The organism is Nocardioides marinus (assembly GCF_013408145.1).
Classification (GTDB): Bacteria; Actinomycetota; Actinomycetes; order Propionibacteriales; family Nocardioidaceae; genus Nocardioides; species Nocardioides marinus.
This window is the reverse complement of record NZ_JACBZI010000001.1, coordinates 983,996-1,006,028: the sequence shown is the minus strand read 5'-3', so window position 1 is coordinate 1,006,028 and position 22,033 is coordinate 983,996. Positions and strand designations below refer to the sequence as shown.

Genomic DNA, 22,033 nt, shown 5'->3' with positions numbered 1-22,033 from the left:
TCAGGCGACCTCGAGGTTTTCGAGGACGACGGCGAGGGCCTGGCCGACGCCGATGCAGATCGCGGCGACGCCGTAGCGCTCCTTCCTCTCCTGCAGGACCGCGGCAAGCGTGCCGATCAAGCGCCCCCCCGAGGCCCCGAGCGGGTGGCCGATCGCGATCGCACCGCCCTTGCTGTTGACGAGTTCGGGATCGGTCAGCCCCTCCTTGAGCCATGCGTCGATGCAGGCTAGCGACTGGACCGCGAAAGCCTCGTTGAGCTCGACGGCACCGACAGCCCCCCACGAGATGCCGGCGCCCGCGAGTGCCCGGTTGGCCGCCTCCACCGGGGCATAGCCGAAGTCCTGTGGGTCGAGGGCGAAGACGCCGCGACCGGCGATGCGGGCGATGGGGTCACGGCCGATCTTGGTGCTGGCTGATTCGGAGCCCAGCAGCACAGCGGACGCGCCGTCGTTGAGCGGCGAGGCGTTGCCGGCCGTGATTGTGCCGTCCTTGCGGAACACCGGCTTGAGGGCGGCGAGGGTTTCGGGCGTCGAGCTGGGACGGATGCCCTCGTCGCGGCGGAAGGTCTCGCCGTTGGGCAGCGTCACCGGGGTGACGAGCGCGTCGTAGAAGCCGGCCTCCCACGCGGCGTTGGCGAGCTGGTGGGAGCGGGCGGCGAACTCGTCTTGGCGTTCGCGGCTGATGCCGAAGCGCTCCCGGAGCTGCTCGTTGGCCTCGCCGAGGGCGACGGTCCACTCCTTCGGCATCTTCTCGTTGACCAGCCGCCAGCCCAGCGTGGTCGAGACCAGGGTTTCGTTGCCTGCTGGGAAGGGGCGGCTAGGCTTGGGCAGCACCCACGGCGCGCGCGTCATCGATTCGACACCCCCGGTCAAGATCACGTCGGCCTCGCCGGTGTCGATCGCGCGGGAGCCGATCATGACCGCGTCGAGGCTCGAGCCGCACAACCGATTGACCGTCGTCGCCGGCACCGACGGCGGCACACCGGCGAGCAGCAGCCCCATCCGACCGACGTTGCGGTTGTCCTCGCCAGCCTGGTTGGCACATCCCCACGCCGTGTCATCGATCACCGCCGGGTCCATGGAGGTCTCCGAGAGCACCGCGGCGACTGCCGCAGCAGCCAAGTCGTCAGGACGGACGCCGGCGAGCGTGCCACCGAGCTTGCCGAAGGGTGTGCGGGTCGCCGCGTACGCGAAGGCAGGCATGTCAATACCCTCGCTGAGGCTGGGTTCTGATCTGATCGGAACTCGCGTGCTCGGTGCTCATGGCAGGGATCCTTCCCAGGCTCCGCGCAGCAGCGCGGTGAGGTTCTCATCAGTGACAGGGGTGGGGTTGTTCATCGGGATGGCCGCCTTGGCTGGGCCTAGCGCTCTCGCTACGCCGGTTCGGGCATGCCGTAGTCCTTGAGCGCTCTGGGAAGACCGACGCTGATGTCGAGCCTGTCCCGCAGCGCCAGGAGCCCGTCGACGGCGGTGGTCGCCCCGAGAGCCGCTGCGATTCGTCGCTCGACATCGAGGGCGTTTGGTGCGTTGAACGCCAAGGACGTGCGGAAATCAGCAACACCTTCGATCGACCGAGCGCGCGAACCTCAGCCACCACTGCCTCAGCCGCACGACCGGCGTCGAGGACGACCCGTTGGCAGAAGGATTCATGCGTAATCCTCACCGGTTCGGCCGCAAGTCGGAGTCAGTGGTGCGGTCAAGTGGTCGCATCATCGTCGTTCCCGCTCCTTCCTGAGGGTCTGGCCAGCGAGCGCGGCCGCCCGGCCATCGTTTCCATACCGACCGGGAGTGCCTGCCACAACCAACCAAGGAATCGCCCGCCTCACCGTACGACTTCCGTTCTATCGACCACAAAGACGAACTGGGCGCCAATTCATTGATGTGTTGGATGAAAGCGCCTCGGCGTCATTTTCATGGGCAGCGTGCGGCGCTGGACGGTTACGCCCCCCGAGTCGACCGGTGCCGCTGACGAGCATGCCGAATCGCGGGCGCTCGGGCGCGCCAATGCGTTGATGACCGACTTCTCAACACCTCGGTGCGGAGGAACCTCGATGGCTGTCTACGACCGTAAGACCGTCCTCGAGGCGCCGGAACGTCTGCCCAAGGCAGGCTGGCGCAAGGCGCTGGACGCCGATGGCCAGCCTCGCGAGAGGTCGCCGAGCTCACTGCCGACCCGGTCAACGGCGTGGAGCGAGCCAAGGGCAACACGGTGACGTTGGGGGGCACCGTGTGGTCAGGTGGAAGCGCTTTGGTGGATGTCTGAGGGGTGCACGGCCAACGGGGTCACGTGTACCTCCATGTAGGTGAACAGGGGGAGGTTGGAGAGGATGGCGTGGAGCTCGTCGTTCGAATCGACGTCGAAGACCGAGTAGTTCGAGTACTCGCCGACGATGCGCCACAGGTGGATCCACTTGCCTTCGCGCTGCAGCTGCTGGGCGTAGTCCCTCTCCTGCCTCACGATCTGATCCCGGGTGTCACCGGGAAGATCGTGAGGCAGGTGGACGTCCATGCGGACGTGATAGAGCATCAGCTGGTGGGATCCAGCGTGACGTCGTACTGGACCAGAATGCTGCCGTCGGGCTGCTCTTGGGGGTCGAGCATGAGTTCGGGCTTGACGGCCTGCGCGATGTCGTCGTTGTTGTGGTCATCGCCGGGGAAGTAGAGCTGGGCGGTGAGCAGCTCGTGGCCAGGGGCCGAGACCTTGACGTGGATGTGAGCCGGTCGCCAGGCGTGCCAGCCCGCGGCCTCGATCAGGGCACCGGTCGCGCCGTCGTGTGGGATCTGGTACGGCTGGGGCTTGATGGTGTGGATGCGGAACTTCCCATCGTCCCCCACGGTGAAGACGCCGCGGAGGTTCCACTCCGGCTGGCCCTCGGAGAACTGGGAGTAGAAGCCCGCGTTGTCGTCCTGCCATACGTCGACCTTGCCGCCGGCTAGGGGGGTGCCGTCGGTGGACCTGATGACGCCTTCCCAGACCAGTGGCGTGCCGGACTCTTCCCGCTCGAGGGTGGATCCTTCTGCGCCGCGCTCGGGCGCGCCCGGGACGTAGTAGGGGCCTTCGATGGTGCCCTTGTTGCCCTTGCGGTGAGCGGTGGCCACCTCCTCGACTGCGTGCTCGACGAAGACATCGAGGAACAACGGCCACTCGCCGTCGGCACCGACCTGGATCAGCCACGCCTTGAGTGCGTTGTACTCGTCGTAGGTGACCTGGTGCTTGCGGATAGTGGCGTGGACAGCGCTGAGGACCTCGTGAGCCAGGGTGTCGACTCGGTCCTTGGGGACGTCCTTGACTGCGGCGAACGGGGACTTGTCCGCCTGGAACCGATCGGTTGCAGCTGCGCCGGAGGCCGACGCGGTGGCTGACTCGACTGTGGTCATGTTCTTCCTTCCATTCCTGTTGGTGCGACCTCCGGATGTTCCAGAGGGAGTCTGGTGCCCGGCCGTTCTTGGCTACTGGTCGAGCCGGTAGTAGGTGAGTTTCGATTCGTCGATCTCCACCGAGAGTCCGGCGCCCTGACGGACGACGAGCTCACCGTCATGAATCTCAAGGGGGTCGGTGAGGAGGTCGTCGCTCATGTCGAGGAAGTTCGACAGCTCTGCTGCTCGGCGCGAGGTCAGGCTGAAGGCCGCCCCGAACGCGGCGGTGCACATGGTGCCGAGCTGCCCGTCGATCTGGTTGCCCATGATGACTTCGAGGCCGAGTCCTTCGGCGAGGTGATGAACTCGTTGGCTCTGGGTGAACCCAGTCCTGGCGCACTTGATGCTCAGGGCTGTGGCGGAGCCGCCAAGGATCTCGCGGGTGACCTCGGCGGGGGTGGTAACCGATTCGTCGGCGACGAAAGAGATGTCGAGGTGGTCGACCAACCATCGCCGACCGAGAACGTCATCAGCTGGGCACAGTTCCTCGGCGAAGCTCAGGCCGAGGTCGGACATCTCCCGCATCGCCTGGAGCGCCTCCGTTGCGCTCCAGCCGCGGTTGCCGTCGACGTAGAGTTCGATCTCGTTGCCGAAGCGCTCGCGAAGTGTCCGGACGACGGCCGTGTCGAGGGTGTAGGGCTGCCGCCCAACCTTGACCTTGAAGGTCCGGATCCCATGGGTCTCGATCATCCGCTCGGCTTCGGCGACCATCTTCGCTGGCTCTTCGAATCCGAGCATGTGTGAGACGCGCAGGCGGTCGGTGTACCCGCCCAGCAGTGCGGTGACCGGCTGATTCAGGGTGCGTCCGAGGGCGTCCCACAAGGCGATGTCGATGGCGGACTTCGCTGCAGGATTGCCAACGGTGCGCTGGAGTCGCTGCTGGGCGCGTTCCCGGTCAAGGAGCGTGAGTCCGATCAGCTGCGGCGCGAAGATGGTCTCGATGACGGCCACGATGCCCGCCTGCGTCTCACCGTAGGTGAAGGGCCGCGGCGGCGCCTCGCCCACACCGACCACACCGTCATCGGTGTGGATCTTCACCAAGACGTGTTCGGCTGTGTGCACCTCGCCGCTGGCGAATCGCAGCGGCTTGACATACGGGATGGCGAACGGAATCGCCTCAACCTTGACGATCTTCACAGGCTGACCTCGTCGATGAACGAGCTGGACAGGCACGCAAGCTCGTGATCAGCCGCGAGGACACCCACGACGGCGCTGACGACAGGGCGCGGTTCCTCGGCGCGCCACCCGAGCGTCAGCTCAATGGACCCAGCGTCGGCGATGTCACGGAACCGCACACCGGCGAGCGGGAACGCTCGTGCTGAGGCCGGTACGAGGGCAATGCCCATGCCGGCAGCAACCAAGGACAGCAGGACAGCCGTCCCCGGCGCCTCATGGGCGCGATCGGGGACGAATCCGGCTGCCCGGCAGGCGCGGAGGATCGCATGGTTGACCGCGGAGTCCCGGCCGGCGTACCCGATGAAGTCCTCGTTGCGAAGGTCGATGAGTTGCGGGGCGGAGTGGCCGACGAGGCGGTGGTCCAGGGGAAGAGCCAGTATCAGCGGCTCCTCCTCGATCAGGTGGGTCGCGACACCGTCGCCCACCACCGGAGGGCGCAGCAGTGCGATGTCGATCGCTCCGGTCCGCAACCCTTCGCACAGCTCGGGGGTGAGGAAGTCGCCGCGTACGTCGATTGCGATGTTGGGCAGTTCGCGCCTGAGGGTCCGGACGACATGAGGCAGGTGAGAGATCGCCGCGGTGCCGACGGTTCCCAGCCGGACCAGACCGTGCTTGCCGTCGGCTAGGCGTCGCACCCCCCGCATGCTGTCCTCGACAGCGGCCAAGATCCGCCGGCTCTCCTCGAGGAAGAACTCGCCCGCAGGCGTGAGCGCGACGTGACGGGTGGTCCGGTTCAACAGTGTCACGCCAAGCTCGGACTCCAGGGACCGGATCGCCTGTGAGAGCGCGGGCTGAGCGATGAGCAGTCGCTCCGCAGCCTGTCCGAAGTGACAGGTCTCGGCGACAGCGGTGAAGTACCGAAGGTGACGCAGTTCCATACCGGGGCTCTCGTCTCTTGTCCGCGCACGGGTTGTGACGGGTATCACTTCACCGTAAGGGCTCTCTTCCATCACACACAAAGACCAATCACTCGTCGATTCATTGTCTAGCCCAATAAATAGGTTCAGGCGCTCAGATGGGCTATGAGGAGGTCGGCGACGGACTCAGGAGCCTCAATGGGCGCCAGGTGCCCCACGCCGGGTAGGACGGCGAGGTGGCCGTCTTGGACGCCCTCGGCGATCTCTCGCAGCAGTGGGACCGGTGTCGGGAGATCCTGGTCGCCAGCGATGGCGAGGACTGGCGCCTCGATCTCGGCGAGGCGGTCGGTGACGTCGAAGCCAGCCAGGGCATCGCAGACCTGCGCGTACCCGACGGTGTCGACCTCCAGGAGGCGCCGCGTGAAGGTGTCGGTGACGTCCGGCCGGCGTTGTGCGAAGCCCTGGGCGAACCAGCGCTGCAGTGACCCTTCGACCAGCACCTGGATCCCCTGGCCGGTGACCAGAAGCGCGCGTTCCCGCCACGATGCCCTGTCCCCGATCCGGGCACCGGTACAGGTCAGGATTGCAGCGGAGATCCGGGAACGGTGCTCCAGGAGCAGGTGGAGACCCACCGCGCCACCCACAGAGTCGCCGGCGTAGGCGAACCGAGGGTGACTGAGGCCGTTCATCTCAAGGAAGCGGTCGACGGAGGCCACCACACCGTATGCGATGGACTCCATCGACACGGGGTGCTCCGACACCGATCGGTTCGTGCCGTGTCCGGGTAGGTCCCAGCCGAGCACGTGAAAATGGTCGGTCAAGAGAGCGGCCACCTCCCCCCACAACTCTCGGACCGACGTTCCCAACGAGGGACCGACGACGAGGAGTGGGCTCGCGCGACTCGAGGTCAACTCGACGGTCGAGATAGCCGGTAGGTCAAGGACGGTCATGCCTGGCCCTGCAGGAGTTCCTTCAGGGAGAGACTGAGGTCATCTGCCCGATCAGGGTCGACGCCGCGCCCCTCCCCCAGTGCTCGCTTGACCGCCATGAAGTCCCGCGGGTTGTTGACCACGTCAGCGGCGATGAGGCGGTCCTGCTGGAAGTAGAGAACGGTGAGTCGGGCGGACTCCGCGCGCACGACGTAGGCGTCATACCCGTCGGAGATGCCGGCGATCTGGATCTTCAGATCAGCCTGATCGGACCAGAACCACGCGACCCCGCGGCGTGGCGTCTCCACCCCGGCGAGCACGTGGGCCGCCAGCTTGGACTGTTCCAACGCGTTGTTCACCGACTCGATCGTCAAACGCTGACCGGGAAGGTTCGGGTGGGGTTGTTCGGCGCAGTCACCCACCGCGACGACGCCGTCGATCGACGTCCGGCCCGCCTCGTCCACCACGATCCCGCGGCCACATTCCAAGCCCGCCTTCTCGGCGAGCTCTACATTGGGCAGGGCCCCCACACCCACGATCACGACATCGGCGGGAATCGTGGTTCCATCGGCAAGTCGGACGTGGGTGACCTGCCCGTCGACGTCGCCCATGAGCTCCACGACGCTGGTGTCGAGACGGATCTCGATGCCGGCTGCGGCGTGCCGCGTCATCAGGTGGTCGGACAGGGGCGGCGCGCATACCCGGCCCAGGAGACGTGGTGTCGCCTCGAGGACGGACACCTCGAGTCCACGTCGACGCGAGGCGGCGGCGACTTCGAGGCCGATGAAGCCACCGCCCACCACGACGAGCCGAGCCGTGTCCACGAGCGCGGACCGGACCTGTTTGGCATCCTCGATGGTGCGCAGGGAGTACACCCCGGCCAACGATGCACCGGGCACCGGCAACTCCCGTGCTCGGGCACCGGTGGCGAACGCCAGCTTCTCGAACTGCACCGTGGTGCCGTCATCGAGCGTCGCGGTCCCCCCCTCGTCGGCGAGGTCGACGCTCACGACCCGGCGGCCCTGGAGGACCTCGATGTCGTGCTCGTCAAGGAAGGCCGGTGCCCGCAGGGCGAGGTTGTCCTCGTCCTCCTTCCCTTCAAGGAAGCCCTTCGACAGCGGCGGCCGCTGGTAGGGAAGGTACGGCTCGCCTCCGATCACCATGATGTGCCCACCGAAGGCCAGGTCGCGCAGCTCGGTGGCCACCCCGAGTCCCGCTTCGCCCGCCCCCACGATCAGGACGTCGGTCTGCGACCTCGCGCCGCCTTGCTCGCTCACTGTTCGGGCGCGATCGTGAGTTCGAGGCCGTCGAGCTCCTCGGTCATCCGGAGCTGGCAGGACAGCCTGCTTCGCTCCTGGCGAGGTGTCTCGGCGTCATCGAGCATCTCGTCTTCAAAGTCCTCGGCCGCGCCGGTCGCCTCGATCCAGTGAGGGTCGACGAAGACGTGGCAGGTGGCGCAGGCCAGCGCACCGCCGCACTCTGCGACGATGCCAGGGACCCCGAGCTTGATCGCGGTCTCCATTGCTGAGGCACCGACCCGGGCCTCCACCTTGTGGGTGGTGCCGTCGGGACTGTGGAAGATGATCATCGGCATAGCGGATTCCTTCGGAGTGCGGGGCTCAGAAGAGCTCGAAGTACTCGCGGTGCTCCCAGTCCGTCACACCGTTGACGTAGGTGTCCGGGTCGGGGTTCGCCTCGACCCAGGCGTTGTAGCGGGTGATCTCGCTGCGCTTCATGGTGACCATGTAGTCGATGAAGACGTCACCGAAGGTCTTGCGGAAGAACGAGTCGGCCTCGAGGGCGTCCACGGCTTCGGCGAGGGTGGTGGGCAGCTGGGGCACGTCGGCGGCGTAGGGGTCTTCGCTGATCGGACCCGGGTCGACCTTGTTCAGGATCCCGTCGAGCCCCGACACGGTCTGGGCGGCGATGTAGAGATAGGGGTTGGCAGCGGAGTCCCCGACGCGGTTCTCGACGTGGGAGGCCACGTCGTTGGGTGCGCTGATAACCCGCATCATGGCGGCTCGGTTGTCCTGCCCCCAGGTGAGCCGGTCGGGGGCGAGAGAGTACGGACGGCGGCGCCGGTAGCCGTTGATAGTAGGCGTGGTGAACACGGAGGCGGCGATGCCGTGCTGCAGGCTGCCGCCGACGTAGTGCCGACCAAGTTCGGACAGCGGGGAGTTGTCAGTGGGGACCATCAGGTTCTCGCCGCTGTTGAGGTCGGCCAGCGAGGTGTGCAGGTGCCACCCGTTGGCGTAGAACCCGGCGATGGCAGGGGTACACATGAAGGAGGCGATGTGTCCACGGCGTTTGGCGATCTGCTTGACCGTCGTGCGGAACAGGGCTGCGGAGTCGGCAGCCTGGAGGCCTTCAAGGATGTCGAACGTTGTCTCGACCTGGCTCGGAGCCCACTCATCATCGAAGGAGCGCAGCGGCAGACCCATCTGGAGCAACGCCTTGCGGATCGGCTTGAGAACATCGTCGATCTCGTCGAGGTGATCGACGAGGAGGTAGTTGTATCCGCGACCGACCGGGGCCACGTGCGGCGGGTCCGCCGGGCTCCCTGGAGCGCCCAGGGAGCCACCGTCGAGTCGATTGTCGATCAGACGGGTCAGGTACCACTCCATCTCCACTCCGGCGATGAGCTTGGCGCCGGTGGCGGCGAGCGCGGCGAGGGACTCCTTGAGGATGGTCCGAGGAGCCAGCGGGAAAGGATGACCGTTGGACATGTAGAGGTCAGCGAAGACGAGGGCGGTGTTGTCGACCCAGGGCAGGATCGTGAAGGTGCCCGGATCCGGAACGGACTTCACGTTCGGGCTCCCGCCCAAGCCGTCGATGGCGAAACCGCCGTCTGCGCTGAAAGGGTTGAGCACGATCGCGTTCGCCGGGTCAAAGAAGAACGGGGCCATCGTGATGTCGTTGCCGGCCTCAAGCGCAGCAGCGTAGGCCGGCACGGTCAGCGCCTTGCCGCGCAGGAGCCCGTGCTGGTCGGGCCACACCAGGCGGACGATCTCGATGCCGTGCTGCTTGATGGTCTCCAGCGACCGCTGTGCGGCAGCCTGCTGCTCTGCGGAGTAGAGACCGTACTGCTCGACGAATTTTGCGGTTGTTGCCATGAATTGCCTCCGAATGAAGTGCGGACTGGTTGATGCGACCGGACGGGTTGAGCGACTCAAGACGTCGAGGCGCTGAGGCCCCGCAATGCTTGGAGCCAGTCGACAACCAGTCGTTCTCCTGGCGACGGTTCGGTCGCCGCGAGCTCTTGACGTAGTGCAGGGATATCGACGCCGAATGAGGCGAGCTTCTCGCCTTCGAACCCGAGCAGAGTCTCGATACCAGCCCGGTCCAGGTCGGGGTGGAACTGGATGGCCAGGACCGAGCCTGACGACCACGCTTGAACGTAGCGCTCGGAGACCGCGAGCGTTACCGCGTCGGGTGGCGGCACCATCGTGTCGGAGTGGAACGAGAAGAACCGACCCTCCAGGGCCTCCCCCGCGTCCTCAACGGCCTTGACATCGATGAACCCGACCTCGAGGCCCTTGTCGCCTGCCAGCGCGTGGCCTCCGAGTGCCTCAGCTGCGAGCTGGGACCCGAGGCACACGGCTATCGTCGGCACCCCAGCGTCGTACGCGGCGGCAATATATGCCTTCTCGTCGACGAGGTAGGGGTGGTTGTCGACGTCATAGGCACTTTGAGGTCCCCCCAGGACGATGATGCCCGCGACGTCTTGGAGCGGGGGGAGGGCATCGCCGACGACGGGCCGGGCGACGTGGTACGGGATGCCAACTTCGGCGGCGGCCTTCGCCACGACTTCGACGGAAGGGTTCTCGATGTGGCCGATGACGAGCACCGGACGCTGGTCGTTCATGGTTGGGTTCTCGGTTCGATTCGTGTGTGCCACGGGTCCCAGTGGTCGATTCCCGCCAGTGCGGCGAGCAGTTCGCTCGCGCTCTGGCGGTCGACGGCGACCCAGGTGTCATCAGGATGGACGCGGTAGGGGGTGAAGTCCCACAACTTGAGGGCCTTGGTCTGAGCGATGAGGGCGCGGGCTGCTTCGGCTTCCTTCTCCAGTCGGGCGACCCGACGGTGGAGGACAGCGTTCTCGCGGCGCAGGCGCTCCAGCTCGACGCTCGGGAGCGGTGGCGCTACGGATTCCTTGGCTTCGGTCATGTCAGTCATGGCTCAGAAGACGATCGTGAGGTTCTCGTGATACTGCTCGGAGTCGAGCAGGTTGGCTTGCTTGAGCCTGATCTTCCAGCCGTCGCCGTCTCGGGTGAGGACGTGCCCGTACCAGCCGGAGTAGGTCTTCGTCACGCCCGCACGGAACTCGTTGATGATGAAGTTTGACCGGACGAGCGTGTCACCGCCCGCGTGCTCGAGAACTGCGACGTTCCCGACGATCCGGATGGTGCGAGAAGCGGGGATCTGGCTGTACGCCAGCCCCGTGCGGAGCCAGTAGACCCGGTCGGTGAGCCGACGGCGGTCGTCGAAGGCGTGGGAGACCTCGGTGCGGGGCTCACCCCCGCCAGAGGTGACCGGGACCCAGTACAGGCAGTCGTCGGCGAAGAGGTCCAGCCAGTCGTTGAACCGCCCCTCGTCGATCACACGTGCTTCTCGAATCAGGAACGCCGTGACGTCAGCGAGGGTCGCCGCGTCTGGGGCCGGCCAGTCTTCGCCGAAGCTGTCGCGGTAGTGATCCAGGCGGTCGTAGAAGGCAGCGTCGACGTGATACGAGAAGGACGAGGTGTCGGCGTACTGGGCCGGGATCGATGAGGTATTCATGCCTGGTCTCCGTCCATGCGCTTGATCCATTCCACGTAGTAGCTGCGCATGTGCAGCTCGTCAGTGACGGCGGTCGAGACCACGCCGTCCTCCGGGGCGGACTGCCAGCCAGTTCCAAGACCGCGATTCATCAAAATCCACTCCTCTTCGACGACACCGAGGCCCCGCTGTACCTCCTCGAAGTTGGCTTGATCGTCGGGCTCGCCGAAGGCGGGAAAGTCTTCCTGGGTTCGCATCCGGACCGTGTTGACCTCTTCGGGGACACCTCCGATCGAGGTGGCGTGCCAGATGAGCTGGGTCTGGGCGACGGCGAGTGGTTCGATCACCTGGATCTGGTTCCCGATGATGAGCAGATTCGGGAAGATGCTGAGGTTGATCTGGGCGCCCACGCACAGGTCCAGGAGCTCGTCGGCGCGCTCGGGGTACTTGGCGCGGATCTCTTCCTCGAACCTCTCCCGTCCCGGCTGGGGGCGCTGGTTGACCCAGAAACCTCCCTCGTGGGCGGGCCGCTGGTCGATGACACTGTGCCCGTTGCCAAGCGAGTAGGAACGCATCGGTCCGTCGTCTGGGGTGCGACCGAAGTAGGACATGTCCTTGGAATCGCCCATGCGTGAAGCCATCTCCAGCAGCGACCGATGCGAGAAAGACGGGTGGTAGCCGTCGCCGGCGTTGTCGTAGGCCAACTTCCAGTTGCCGCGGTACCCCATCCGGTAGGCCGCGCTGCGGACGAAGACCTCGCCGTCGGGCGCTCGGTCGATCCAGTAGTCGAGCCACGTGGTGGCCGGTCCAAGCCAATCGGGCACCGAGGGGGCGTCCTCGTTGAGGGTGCCGAAGATGAAACCACGGTAGGTCTCGATCCGATTGACCTTGAGCAGGCCGAACTGCGACTTGTCGAAGTCCATCCCATAGCCCTCGGGCCACGGCGCGCCGACCAGCTCCCCGGTGTTGCGGAACGTCCATCCGTGGTACGGGCACTGGAAGCTCTTGGCAACCCCGGCCTCGTCGCGGCAGATGGTCGCGCCGCGGTGTGTGCATCGGTTAAAGATGCCGTGGAGGGCGCCGTTGCGGTCTCGTGTCAGGAGCAGCGGCCGCTGGCCCATCCGCACCGAGAGATAGGAGTGGGGCTTCGGCAACTGAGACTCGTGGGCCAGGTAGACCCACGACTGTCCGCCGAAGACCTTGACGATCTCCTCCTCGAACACGGCCGGATCGGTGTAGAGGGTTCGATGAACCCGGTCCTCCAGGACGCGATCACTCCACCGACTCAGTTCGGTGAGCGCACCGTCAGAGACCGTCTCGCCGATTGTCATCTTTTCCTCGCCCTCGTCGAATGCTTGGTCGTGCCCGCTGGAGCCCTTTCGCTGCGAATTTCGATTGCGCATAGTGGCTCCGTCGTAAGACGCTAACGATCCTGTGGCCAGTAACACAAAGACCAAATCAAGGCGAATTGATCAGTAGAATCAATGGATCGCTTGACTAGTCGCGCGGCTCCTTCTCAGTACGGGTGCGCGGCTGCGCACCGAGCAGGTCGTCCTTGATCTCACCGGTGTCCAGGTCGACCTCGACCAAGCGCGGTCGACCGACCGGTTCGGGCTGCTCATAGGCCCGTCGGTTGGCGGGCAGCGCGTCGACGTCGCGGGCGAAGGCGTTCTCACGCCGCTGGGTGCTGGCCTCGCCCAGGTGCTCGTTGTGTCGCGGCTTGGCCGGCCAACTCTTGTGCTCGTCGTCGCAGTGGGCCCGCAGCCGGTTGCGCATGCGGTCGGTGAAGGCGGGCAGGCAGTAGCGGTGCCACTCCTCGAGCGCGTCGCTGGTCATGGCCAGCCCAGCGCGGCGGCGCTGGTCGGCCAGCACCGCGATCTCGTGGACCATGTGCGGGTGCAGGGGCCAGCAGCTGGGGATGAGCCCGGAGACGTCCCAGGCGTACTCGCGGTTGAGCCAGGCCACGACGTCCTCGAGCCACTCCCACAGCTGGTACCGCAGCTCGGGGTCCAGGCACGTAGCCGGCTCCCAGGGCCGCGGCAGCAGGGCGTGGTGGCCCAGAGCCTTCTTCTCCTCCTCGGTGCCGTTGATGGCAATGTGGAGCTCGCGGTAGGCCAACCGGACCTGCTCCACAGGCACGGGGAACGGGAACACCATCGGACTGGGCGCGGCCCGTCGGGCCTGTTCGGTCGTCACAGCTCACTCCTTGTCGGTTCGGTGTCGTCGTCGACGAAGCCGAGACGGCGCGCCTCGACGAGCGCGGCGGTCGCCCGGGCCTCGGGGGTGATGACCATGCGGCGGTCGTTGGTGAGCCGCGCGCGCAGCGCCCGCTGGTCGGCCAGGAGCCGCTCGCCGGCCTTGCCCTCCACGCAGCGGTGCAGCTTGGCGATGATCGGCTTGCCGTTCTCGGCGATCACCAGGGCCCGCCGCTCGGGCAGCTGGCGGACCTCCTCGGGCCGCATGATGGGGATGTCGTCGCCGGAGAAGTTGCGGCCGCCGCCGTTGAACCCGCCGGTGGAGTGGGTGACGCGGCCGATGCGGACGGTTCCCAGCAGGTCGGAGATCTCCTGGTTGAACGCGACGTCCTTCGACCCGCCGAACATCACCAGCGTGTTGGTGAGCCCGAGAAGCGCCCGGGCCTCGTGCTCGCCGAAGATGCTGGTCAGCTGGGGCCGAGTCTGGGCGGCCCAGATGAACGACAGGCCCAGGGCACGCTCGTTGGCCATCCGGGTGCGCAGGGTCGGCAGCGGTGCGGTCGAGGGCAGCTCATCGAGCACCGAGACCAGGGGCGGGCACAGCCGGCCGCCCCACGGGGAGCTGTTGGCCAGCAGCAGGCCGGTGTCCAAGACGTGCTCGGCCACGGCGGTCATCAGCGGGCTGGCCGAGGCGTAGGGGTCTTCGCGGCCGAGCAGGTAGATGGTGCCGCGTCGACGGATCACGCCGGCGAGGTCGGTGGCGGGACGTCCGGGGCTGGGAATGCAGCGGCGGCGGATGTCGGCCTGGAAGAACAGCGAGACCGCCTGCTGCACCGTGGTGACGGTGTTGCCGGCGGTGCGGTCGTCACCGTTCAGCGCACCGTGCAGGAGGCCGTGCCAGAACGGCTCAGCGTGCGGGTGCCGCCGCAAGATCTCCATCGGCTGGGTGGCTGCGGTGGGGTTGGCGACCCACTGCAGCACGTCCTCGAGCGTCCTACCGGTCAGCGCCGCGGCGTGGAAGTAGCCCTGCAGCACCTTCGCGGACTCGGCGGCGTAGAACCGCGCAGCATCGTCGCCGGTGCCGCCGGTGATCGCGCCCTTGACGGTGCCGGCGGTGAAAGCCTTGGCGCGTCGCTCGGCGACCTTGGGGTCCACGCAGCCGGCGATCGGGTCCCAGATCAGCTCGTCGACGACGCCCTCGGCCAGTCCGAAGGGGTCGAGCACCACGCACGGCCGGTCGTCGCGGGAACGCTCGGTCAGGCTGAGCAGCAGGTCCTCGACCTTCGTCAGTGTCACCAGGGCGGCACCCGGAGCGCCGAGCAGCGCAGGGGTGAGCAGGTCGAGGGTCTTGCCGGATCCCTGCGGGCCGATTACGCCGGCGGTGCGGTCCCACGGCACCCACAGCTCGCCGCCTCGCGGCTCGTGGGCATCACCGATGCGCCAGCCCACGTCCCAGGGGTCGAACCTCAGCTTCATCGCGCCACCTCGGGAACGGTGTCCCCGCTCGGGGCGAGGCAGCGACGGCAGATCACCGCACGGCCGTGGCGTTCTTCTGCTCGGCGACCGAGGAGCAGGAAAGAGGCGTCGGACAGCAGGTCGCGCGCCTCGCAGAGGAGTTCCACCTGGCCGGCAGCCACGTAGTAGTGGCGCTCGACGAGGACCGGCCGGTGTCCGCGGCGGCGACAGCTGATGCCGCTCCGACGGCGGCCGCAGGTGCGAAGTGACGGGTTGCCGTGCAGTGGGGTCTCGTTGCTCATCGGTCTTCCTTCGTTCGGCGGCCGTCCAGGAGCCACGGGCTGAGGCCGTGGCCCAGCTGCGGGCCGGGTTGTTCGGTGAGGTCGCCGGCGGTGCGCTGGACCGGTGCCGGTGTCGCGGCGGCGTGCTTGCCGTAGAGGTCCGGGCGGACGATGCCGGCGACCTTGCGGAGCCGGGTGACGCCGAGCAGCTTCTCGGCCTCGGCTGCGGTCGCCATGCCTCGCATGCGGCCCGGGCCCCAGCGCTGGTAGGCCCGCGCGCCGAGCCAGATGGTCGCGGTGAGCAGCGCGACCTCGGCCAGGGCGAGGCTGACCCAGACCAGGCCGCTACCGGCCAGACCGTCGGACGTGGGGCTCGGCAGCCCGGCGTCGGCGTGTCCGCCGAGGACGCCAGGAAGGCTGGTCCAGAAGGCGGTGCCGATGGGTGAGGGGAACGCGCCGGCGTTGGCGTCGGGCCATGTCCATCCGGCGCCGGCGAGCAGATTGGCGACTGATCGTCCGAGCTGGATGCCGATGACACTGACGAACAGGGTCGCCAAGGCCACCGCTACGGGGATCTCCCAGGTCCACGGGTAGGGGTCTCGTCGTCGCTCACGCTGCATCGGTCTCGCCACCTCCAGGCGGTCGTGGGTCGTTGGGCCTCGCTGGTCACCTATGTGCCGTCAGTGCTCCGGTGCGATCACACGGCGCGGCTCGGGCGTGATGCGTTCTCTGCGAGCCAAGCCGAGGGATCGACGTTGTCGGGGCCGTAGATGGAGCCGTTCTTGAGGTGGACCTCGAAGTGGAGGTGGCAGCCGGAGACGTTGCCCTCCTTGCCGATCTGGCCGATCGGCTCGCCGGCTGCGACGGTCTGGCCGCGGCTGACGCTGACGGTCGCCATGTGGGCGTACCAGGTGGTCAGGGACCCGGCGCCGGTGGTGACCTTGACCAGCTGCGGCCCAGCCCAACGCCGAGTGGTGTCGATCTCGATGGTGCCGGCGTGGGCGGCGTAGACGGTGGTTCCGCAGGGTGCGGAGAAGTCGGTGCCGGTGTGCCACTTGGACCAGTAAGGGCCGGTCTCGTGCCAGTTGTGGTTGTCGGTCCCGACGTACTGCGCGGGCACCGGATAGACGACCTCGTCGCAGGAGGCGCCCTCGAGGCCGACCGGCTGGACGGAGGCGCCGGGCTTGACGTTGATGTGGACATGGTCGAGGTGGTTCTCGGTAGCGCTCCCCCGGTCCTCCATCGGCCGCCAGCCCTCGCCTGCGCGGGCGACCGACCAGATCCGCTGGTACCAGATGATGTAGTCGATGCCGAGCTTCTGGGCATTGGCCTTGGCGTAGGCGGCGAGACGGTCGCCCTGCGCGCGGCCCGCCGCGCTGAGTGGCACCATGAAGTCGGCCGCGAGCCCGGCCGGGTGGCCGTTGGGGTCGGTGGCGCTCTCGCGGTAGCCGCCGACGGTCTTGATGTCGAACATGGGGCCGAGGATGTTGACCAGCTGGGTCAGCTGCGGCTTGACCGGGCCGAGGTTGTACTTGGCCTCCGCGGTGTCGGAGTCGACTGCGCACCCGGCGCTGCTGCCGGCGGTGGTGGCGGTCACCAGCGGGTGGTCAGCGATCTTGCTGGCCTGGGTGCTGGTGTCGACCGCGGCGCTGGCCCAGGTGAGGTTCGCGCCGTAGACGTGGTCGATCGGCGCGTCCTGCTTGGGCTCCTTGCAGGGGTCGGCAGAGCCGCCGAAGGCGTTGCTCAGCTCAGGGGTCAGTGCGCAGTGCGAGGAGTTGTTGCCGTCCTTGCCGTCGTTGAAGTCGCCCAGGATCACCGCAGGGGTGCCGGTGCCGGCGAGCTCGGTCATCGTGGCCAACTGGCGGCGCAGCGCCTCCTGGCGGTGCCCGGCGGCGTTTCCTTGAGTGTTGGCCGGGTTGTGGATGCTCCAGACCCAGATCACCTGCCCGGTGGTCGTCGAGGTCAGCTGCACCAGGGGCATGCCGACGTCCTTGCCGCCGAAGTACGGGATGTCGACGAGGCGCCCGTCGGTCTGCTCCCACTCGTTGCGGTCCCAGATCACCCGGTTCTGTGCCTTCCCGCTGGCCGGGTAGATCCCCCACTTGGCCGCGTACTGGTTCTCCAGCGCCTGAGCCTGCGGGCCATGCACCTCCTGGAGGCCGGCGATCGTGACGCCGGCGTTCTCGATCGTGCGCATGGCGCCGGGCAGTCGCTTGTCCCAGGTGTCGTACCCGGGCCGCTCCCCCGGCTTGTCGGTGTGGCCGGCGCCGAGCAGGTTGAGGGTGCCGACGGTGATGGGGTTGACGGTCTCGCCCTGGCAGTTGGCGACGTTCGTGGTGGAGCCGTCGTCGGGCAGGTCCGGCAGGTCGCCGCCGAGCAGATCGGTGATGTCGCCGGCGACGTCCTCCCACTGGGCGTAGGCGTCGGGGTAGCCCGAGCGCTGGACGGCCTGCACGGCCTGGGTGAGCGGCATGTTCTGCCAGCCGGGGATGTCGAGGAGGCCGGGGTTGCCGGTGTGCTGGGCCTGGCCGAAGAACGCGCGGGCCGCGAGGACGGGGTTGGTGATCTCGGCCCGGCTTCCCCAGCCGGCCGAGGGGCGCTGCTGGAACAGGCCGCCGGAGTCGCGGTCACCTCCGGTGAGGTTGACCAGCTTGGACTCCTGGATCGCGGCGGCGATCGCGATCTGCAGCCCGTAGCGGGGAATCTCGAGGTCGCGGGCGACCTGGGCGATGGTGATCGCGTCGCGGGCCTGCTCGGCGGTCATGGTCGGGTAGTTGGACGCGAACCGCAGCCGCATCAGCTGGGCGAGCACGTCGCCGGCCGGCGGCTCGGCGGACGTCCGGGCGGTGGTCGCCGCGGGCACGATCCCGTCGGTCGTGGTGGTGGTCTCGGGCGCGCTCTCCGGGCCGGCGCCGTTCATCGCGATGCGAGCCGAGAGCCAGTGGTGATCCGACACCATCGTGCCGTCCCAGCCCTGCTCGAGACGGGCGCCCTGGTGGTGCGGGAAGAAGATGAAGTCGACGCCGTGGTTGTGCCATCCGTAGCCGGCGGCCTTCATCTTCGCGGCCGCCGTCCAGGGGATGTCGGTGTAGGAGGCCTGGGTGTTCGTGTCGCCGCCGATCAGCACCGGACCGTGGGCGGCCAGCGAGTTGCGCAGCTGCAGCAGGATGTCCATTCCGGCGCCGTACTGCTGGGGCCGGGTCAGCGGCGGGTTGCCGTGCTGCTTCGGCCAACGGTGCGGGTTGGTCATGTGGTGGGTGGAGACCACCGAGACCACGGCGCCGTCGGCGCGGCGCAGCATCACCCACGTCGCGAAGCGGTCCCAGGTGACGGGGCGGCCGTCGTAGAAGGTCTTGTCGTCGTCGACGAGCTGGACCCGGCCGCCGTTGACCTTCGTCCAGGTCGAGCTCTTCCAGAGCACGATGTTGCCCACGGCCTGCTCGGCACCGGCGCCGGTGCCGGCGGCTGCCTCCACCCGGAAGGCGGAGTAGCCGGGAGCAGCTGCTTCGATCTGCGCCAGGCTCCAGCCGCCGGCCTCGTTGAGGGTGACGAACTCCGGGTTCTTGGACAGCACCTTGGGCATCGAGGCCCGGAACCCGTCGAGGCCGGAGCGGCGCGGGATGTTGGCCTGCGCCATGGTGATCTTGCCCTTGACCGGGCCGCCCACCGGGCCGTCGATGGCACCGAGGTCACCGAGCTCGGTGGGTCCGGTCTGGTTGGTCTGCGTGCGGCACTCGGCGGCCGCGGTGGTGCTCATCACCACCATCAAGCTGACGAGGAGCGGAAGCCCCATGAAGATGATCAGGACGGGCAGTCCCGCGAGCAGCAGCTTCTTCATGACAGGTCAGTCCCGAGGGTCGCGCGCACTCAGGCGGCGGACTCGATCGCCTCGTTGGTGTAGTAGAGCTTCTTCTCCAGCGGGTGGAGCACCGTCTGGACCTTGTACATGGCGTCACCGATGCACCACAGCGCGCGGCCCTTGTCCTGCATGGCCCACCCGGAGACGAGGTCCTGAGCGATCGGGCCGAGACCGAGCATGGAGTCGAGCTCGCGGGCGACACGGGGCTTCTGGGCACCGAGGATCTTGATGTCGGCCAGCTCGAGGAGGTCCTTGGCGATCATCGCGGCCTGGGAGTCGGCGTCGCCGACCGAGAGCAGGTCCGAGGGCTTGTGGAGGTTGCAGAACTGGATGTCGCCGCCCTTGCCGGCCATGCCGCGCGAGAGCCGCAGGTCGGCGTCGAAGCTCGCCACCGCGGCGGTTCCGAGGCGCATCTGCTTCCAGACCTCGTCGCGCACGACGATGCGCAGGTCGCCGGGCTCGGCGATCTCCCTCAGCCCACGGCCCCAGGAGTTCATGCACAGCAGCGCGATGCCCACTGCCTCATCGCCCAGGCCGTCGAGCCGGGAGAGGCTGAACGACTGGATCGGCGCCTTCCAGTCGACCTCGATGTTGGTGAAGTCGTCGAAGAGACCGGCCAGCGTGCCGTTGACGAGCTCACCGAGCGCGTTGCGCAGCAGGCGGGTCTCGTCGAGGAAGACGCGGGTGTTCGCGTACTCGCACACCCGGACGAGCTCCTCGGTGGGGTTGCGCAGCAGGTCCCACAGCCGCGGGATGGTGGTCTCGGCCAGGACGCTGTTGCCGGCGGCGTAGCCGGTGAGGATCGCCAGGGCGTTGCGCACGACGTCGGACTCGTCGGGGCCGAACGGCACCCGGCGCTCGTCGTCGATCTTCATGCTGCCGACCAGGCCGCGGACCAAGACCAGCCACCGCTTGAAGATGATCGTGGCGCGACGCTGGGCTTCCTCGGCCGAGAGCTTCTCCCAGCCGTCGCCGAGCGGGCCCTTGTCCAGCGGGTTGACCCGGGCAGTGAAGCCGGGAGCGATGACGAAGGGCTCGACGCCGAGAGCGTGGCACAGCGACTCGTACTCGTCCTTGACGTCTCCGGTGACCAGGGTGCGGTAGCCGAACGGCATCATCCGGGTGCAGAAGCCCTTGGTGGTGCCGGACTTGCCGCTTCCCGGCTTGGCGAACTGGAAGATGTTGGGGTTGGTGGCGGGCACGTCGTCGCGCAGCACCCACCCGAACGGGTCGCAGTAGAAGCTGCCGCCGGAGAGCTGGTCGACGCCCATCTGCGCGCCGGTCGGGGGTAGGGCCGGCGCGGAGACGAAGGGCCAGAACACCGGGGCCTGGTCGCTGGTCATCCGCCAGGCCATTGCCGGGGCGGTGGAGGCGGCCCAGCCTCGGCCGGGTCGAGCGGCACCGCGGCGCGGCGCGTACCGGAAGAGCCGGGGCTCCTTGGGCTCCGGGGCGAGCGTGGGGATCGTGGGCAGGTCGTGCCCGAAGTCGGAGAGCAGGGCGGCCATGTCGCGGCCGCCGCGGCGGTTGCGGCGGGTGGTGGTGGTCATCAGGCGTCTCCGCTCCGGGTCAGGCTCGTGCCAAGGGGGATGGTGGACGCGGCGAACCCGACGTCCTGGGCGAGGTCGAGGCGCAGCGGCGCGAACCCGGCACGCCGGACCGAGGCGTCCAGGCGGCGACCGAACTCGGTGATCCTCATCGTCTTGGGGACGGTCACCGTGCACACGCCGTAGGGCCGGGTCAGCGAGTTGCCGCGGGCCAGCTTGGCGTCGAGCCCGCGCGCCTTGTGGGCCTCGTCGCGCTGCTTGGCGCGGGTCTTGCGGCCGAGCTTCTCGTTCATCCCCTCGGCCAGGTCGGCGGCCCACTCGGCGTTGCCGGACTGCCGGTCGGCCTTGGACTGGCACACGATCGGGTAGGCGACGACGAACGAGCGCCGCTCCCCGAACTCGCTGGGGGTCAGGATCGGCGCCAGGGCACCCATCGCGACGCCGCGGGTGGGGAGCTTGATGGTGGCGCTGACCGAGTTCCAGGCGTCGTGGCTGTAGTGCCGCACCGTCGCGTCGGCGCCGGACGGGCCAGCCATCGCCCACGGGACGTCGGCGTTGACGCTCGGGTCCTTCTCCCGCAGCGAGAGGGCCTCGACGATGCCGGCGCGGTCGCCGGGGGCGAACCCGGTCCGGCAGGCCAGGGCGAGCTCGGGGCTGGTGAGCCAGCGCACCGTCGTCATCCCCATCGGGCCGCGCAGCTGGGCCTCGATCTCGGCCATGAGCAGGTAGAGCTCACGGCAGCGACCCTCGAAGCCGCCTCCGGACTCCTTGGCCGACCGGGCGATCCGGGTCTCCGGGACGACGATGGTCACGAACGTCTCGGTGCGTACCGACGCCTGAGTGAGGCCGTGGGCCAGGTCGCTGTTGACGACCTCTGACAGCTCCGGGGCGTTGGGGCGGCGGTGACGGTTGACCCACAGGTCGCGCTCGGCGCCGTCCTCGGGGACGGTGCGCACCATAAAGAGGATCTCGTCGACCTTCTCGGTGCGGCCGGCGACGTCGAGCAGCCCGGCGAGCGCCTCGCCGTACCGGGCACGCTCCTCGACGTCCTTCATCCCGATGCCCGGGTGGACGATCGAGGCGGTGACCGCCCAAGTCTTCATGGCGTGGTTCTCGATGATCGCCACCCGCTGCAGCTGCGAGCCGTGCGGCGGGCCGTCGTGGATCTGGACGCCCTGCAGGACCCCGGGTAGGTCGGGGGTGTCGAGGTCCTCGGCGCGACCCTGGGTGGCCTTGGCGCGGAAGGAGGTCCATCCGAGCAGGCCGCCGACGGCGTACATCGTCGAGGCGAACACCCAGCCGGTGGCCGAGCGGCCCCGGACCGGGATGACGGTGATGGCCAGCAGGAACAGCCAGACCAGAGCGAACAGGAACGCGGAGAACCACGCTCCGCGGCTGATCCCCCAGAACGCCGGCAGGCTGGCCAGCGCCAGGAACATCAGCTGGCCTCCGGAGAGGCCGAAGAACCAGCCGATGCGGTCGCGCTGGTAGTCGGCGTAGGTCGTCATCGTCGGCTTCCTTTCTGGTCAGTGAGGTCGGCGGGTGTGGTCGGTTGGTGCTCG

20 protein-coding genes are annotated in these 22,033 nt (G+C 68.0%); all 20 read right to left on the bottom strand.

Features of this window, described 5'->3' with window-relative positions:
• Positions 1-1,203: a thiolase family protein gene (locus tag BKA05_RS04850; RefSeq protein ID WP_179530422.1), complete on the bottom strand. Its 1,203-nt coding sequence runs from the start codon at positions 1,201-1,203 to the stop codon at positions 1-3.
• 1,030 nt (positions 1,204-2,233) lie between these two features.
• Positions 2,234-2,527, bottom strand: coding sequence for a muconolactone Delta-isomerase (gene catC / locus BKA05_RS04845; RefSeq protein WP_179530421.1), 294 nt, complete (start codon positions 2,525-2,527; stop codon positions 2,234-2,236).
• Positions 2,527-3,378, bottom strand: a complete 852-nt coding sequence (catA, locus tag BKA05_RS04840) for a catechol 1,2-dioxygenase (RefSeq protein ID WP_179530420.1) — start codon at positions 3,376-3,378, stop codon at positions 2,527-2,529. Before catA ends, catC begins: the two co-directional genes overlap by 1 nt.
• A 72-nt stretch (positions 3,379-3,450) precedes the next feature.
• Positions 3,451-4,554, bottom strand: coding sequence for an enolase C-terminal domain-like protein (locus tag BKA05_RS04835; protein WP_179530419.1), 1,104 nt, complete (start codon positions 4,552-4,554; stop codon positions 3,451-3,453).
• Positions 4,551-5,471 carry a LysR substrate-binding domain-containing protein gene (locus BKA05_RS04830; protein WP_179530418.1) on the bottom strand — a complete coding sequence of 307 codons (921 nt, stop codon included), beginning with the start codon at positions 5,469-5,471 and terminating at the stop codon, positions 4,551-4,553. The genes BKA05_RS04835 and BKA05_RS04830 overlap by 4 nt, the downstream gene beginning before the upstream one ends.
• 125 nt (positions 5,472-5,596) lie before the next feature.
• The gene (locus BKA05_RS04825) at positions 5,597-6,400 is read right to left on the bottom strand and encodes an alpha/beta fold hydrolase (RefSeq protein WP_179530417.1); all 804 of its coding nucleotides are present in this window, start codon (positions 6,398-6,400) and stop codon (positions 5,597-5,599) included.
• Positions 6,397-7,656 (bottom strand): NAD(P)/FAD-dependent oxidoreductase, encoded by a 1,260-nt coding sequence (locus tag BKA05_RS04820; RefSeq protein ID WP_343045524.1) that lies wholly within the window; start codon positions 7,654-7,656, stop codon positions 6,397-6,399. Before BKA05_RS04820 ends, BKA05_RS04825 begins: the two co-directional genes overlap by 4 nt.
• Positions 7,653-7,973, bottom strand: a complete 321-nt coding sequence (locus BKA05_RS04815; RefSeq protein WP_179530416.1) for a 2Fe-2S iron-sulfur cluster-binding protein — start codon at positions 7,971-7,973, stop codon at positions 7,653-7,655. The genes BKA05_RS04820 and BKA05_RS04815 overlap by 4 nt, the downstream gene beginning before the upstream one ends.
• Before the next feature lie 25 nt (positions 7,974-7,998).
• Complete coding sequence (locus BKA05_RS04810; RefSeq protein ID WP_246289755.1) at positions 7,999-9,552, bottom strand: glutamine synthetase family protein; 1,554 nt, start codon at positions 9,550-9,552, stop codon at positions 7,999-8,001.
• Positions 9,549-10,244, bottom strand: coding sequence for a type 1 glutamine amidotransferase (locus BKA05_RS04805; RefSeq protein WP_179530415.1), 696 nt, complete (start codon positions 10,242-10,244; stop codon positions 9,549-9,551). The genes BKA05_RS04810 and BKA05_RS04805 overlap by 4 nt, the downstream gene beginning before the upstream one ends.
• Entirely contained in the window at positions 10,241-10,555 is a 315-nt protein-coding gene (locus BKA05_RS04800; protein WP_218842284.1) for a hypothetical protein, read from the bottom strand. Before BKA05_RS04800 ends, BKA05_RS04805 begins: the two co-directional genes overlap by 4 nt.
• Positions 10,556-10,558: 3 nt before the next feature.
• Positions 10,559-11,188 carry an aromatic-ring-hydroxylating dioxygenase subunit beta gene (locus tag BKA05_RS04795; protein WP_246289754.1) on the bottom strand — a complete coding sequence of 210 codons (630 nt, stop codon included), beginning with the start codon at positions 11,186-11,188 and terminating at the stop codon, positions 10,559-10,561.
• Positions 11,155-12,540: an aromatic ring-hydroxylating oxygenase subunit alpha gene (locus BKA05_RS04790; RefSeq protein ID WP_246289753.1), complete on the bottom strand. Its 1,386-nt coding sequence runs from the start codon at positions 12,538-12,540 to the stop codon at positions 11,155-11,157. Before BKA05_RS04790 ends, BKA05_RS04795 begins: the two co-directional genes overlap by 34 nt.
• A gap of 94 nt (positions 12,541-12,634) precedes the next feature.
• Positions 12,635-13,333 carry a hypothetical protein gene (locus tag BKA05_RS04785; protein ID WP_343045523.1) on the bottom strand — a complete coding sequence of 233 codons (699 nt, stop codon included), beginning with the start codon at positions 13,331-13,333 and terminating at the stop codon, positions 12,635-12,637.
• Positions 13,330-14,808, bottom strand: a complete 1,479-nt coding sequence (locus BKA05_RS04780; RefSeq protein ID WP_179530414.1) for a type IV secretory system conjugative DNA transfer family protein — start codon at positions 14,806-14,808, stop codon at positions 13,330-13,332. Before BKA05_RS04780 ends, BKA05_RS04785 begins: the two co-directional genes overlap by 4 nt.
• Positions 14,805-15,089, bottom strand: coding sequence for a hypothetical protein (locus BKA05_RS04775; protein ID WP_179530413.1), 285 nt, complete (start codon positions 15,087-15,089; stop codon positions 14,805-14,807). The genes BKA05_RS04780 and BKA05_RS04775 overlap by 4 nt, the downstream gene beginning before the upstream one ends.
• Positions 15,086-15,688, bottom strand: a complete 603-nt coding sequence (locus BKA05_RS04770) for a hypothetical protein (protein ID WP_165763411.1) — start codon at positions 15,686-15,688, stop codon at positions 15,086-15,088. The genes BKA05_RS04775 and BKA05_RS04770 overlap by 4 nt, the downstream gene beginning before the upstream one ends.
• A gap of 77 nt (positions 15,689-15,765) precedes the next feature.
• Complete coding sequence (locus BKA05_RS04765; RefSeq protein ID WP_179530412.1) at positions 15,766-18,906, bottom strand: VldE C-terminal domain-containing protein; 3,141 nt, start codon at positions 18,904-18,906, stop codon at positions 15,766-15,768.
• A 29-nt stretch (positions 18,907-18,935) separates the two neighbouring features.
• Positions 18,936-20,474 (bottom strand): ATP-binding protein, encoded by a 1,539-nt coding sequence (locus tag BKA05_RS04760; protein WP_179530411.1) that lies wholly within the window; start codon positions 20,472-20,474, stop codon positions 18,936-18,938.
• A complete protein-coding gene (locus BKA05_RS04755; protein ID WP_179530410.1) occupies positions 20,474-21,979 on the bottom strand; it encodes an SCO6880 family protein in 1,506 nt (501 codons plus the stop codon). Before BKA05_RS04755 ends, BKA05_RS04760 begins: the two co-directional genes overlap by 1 nt.
• Positions 21,980-22,033 lie beyond the last annotated feature (54 nt).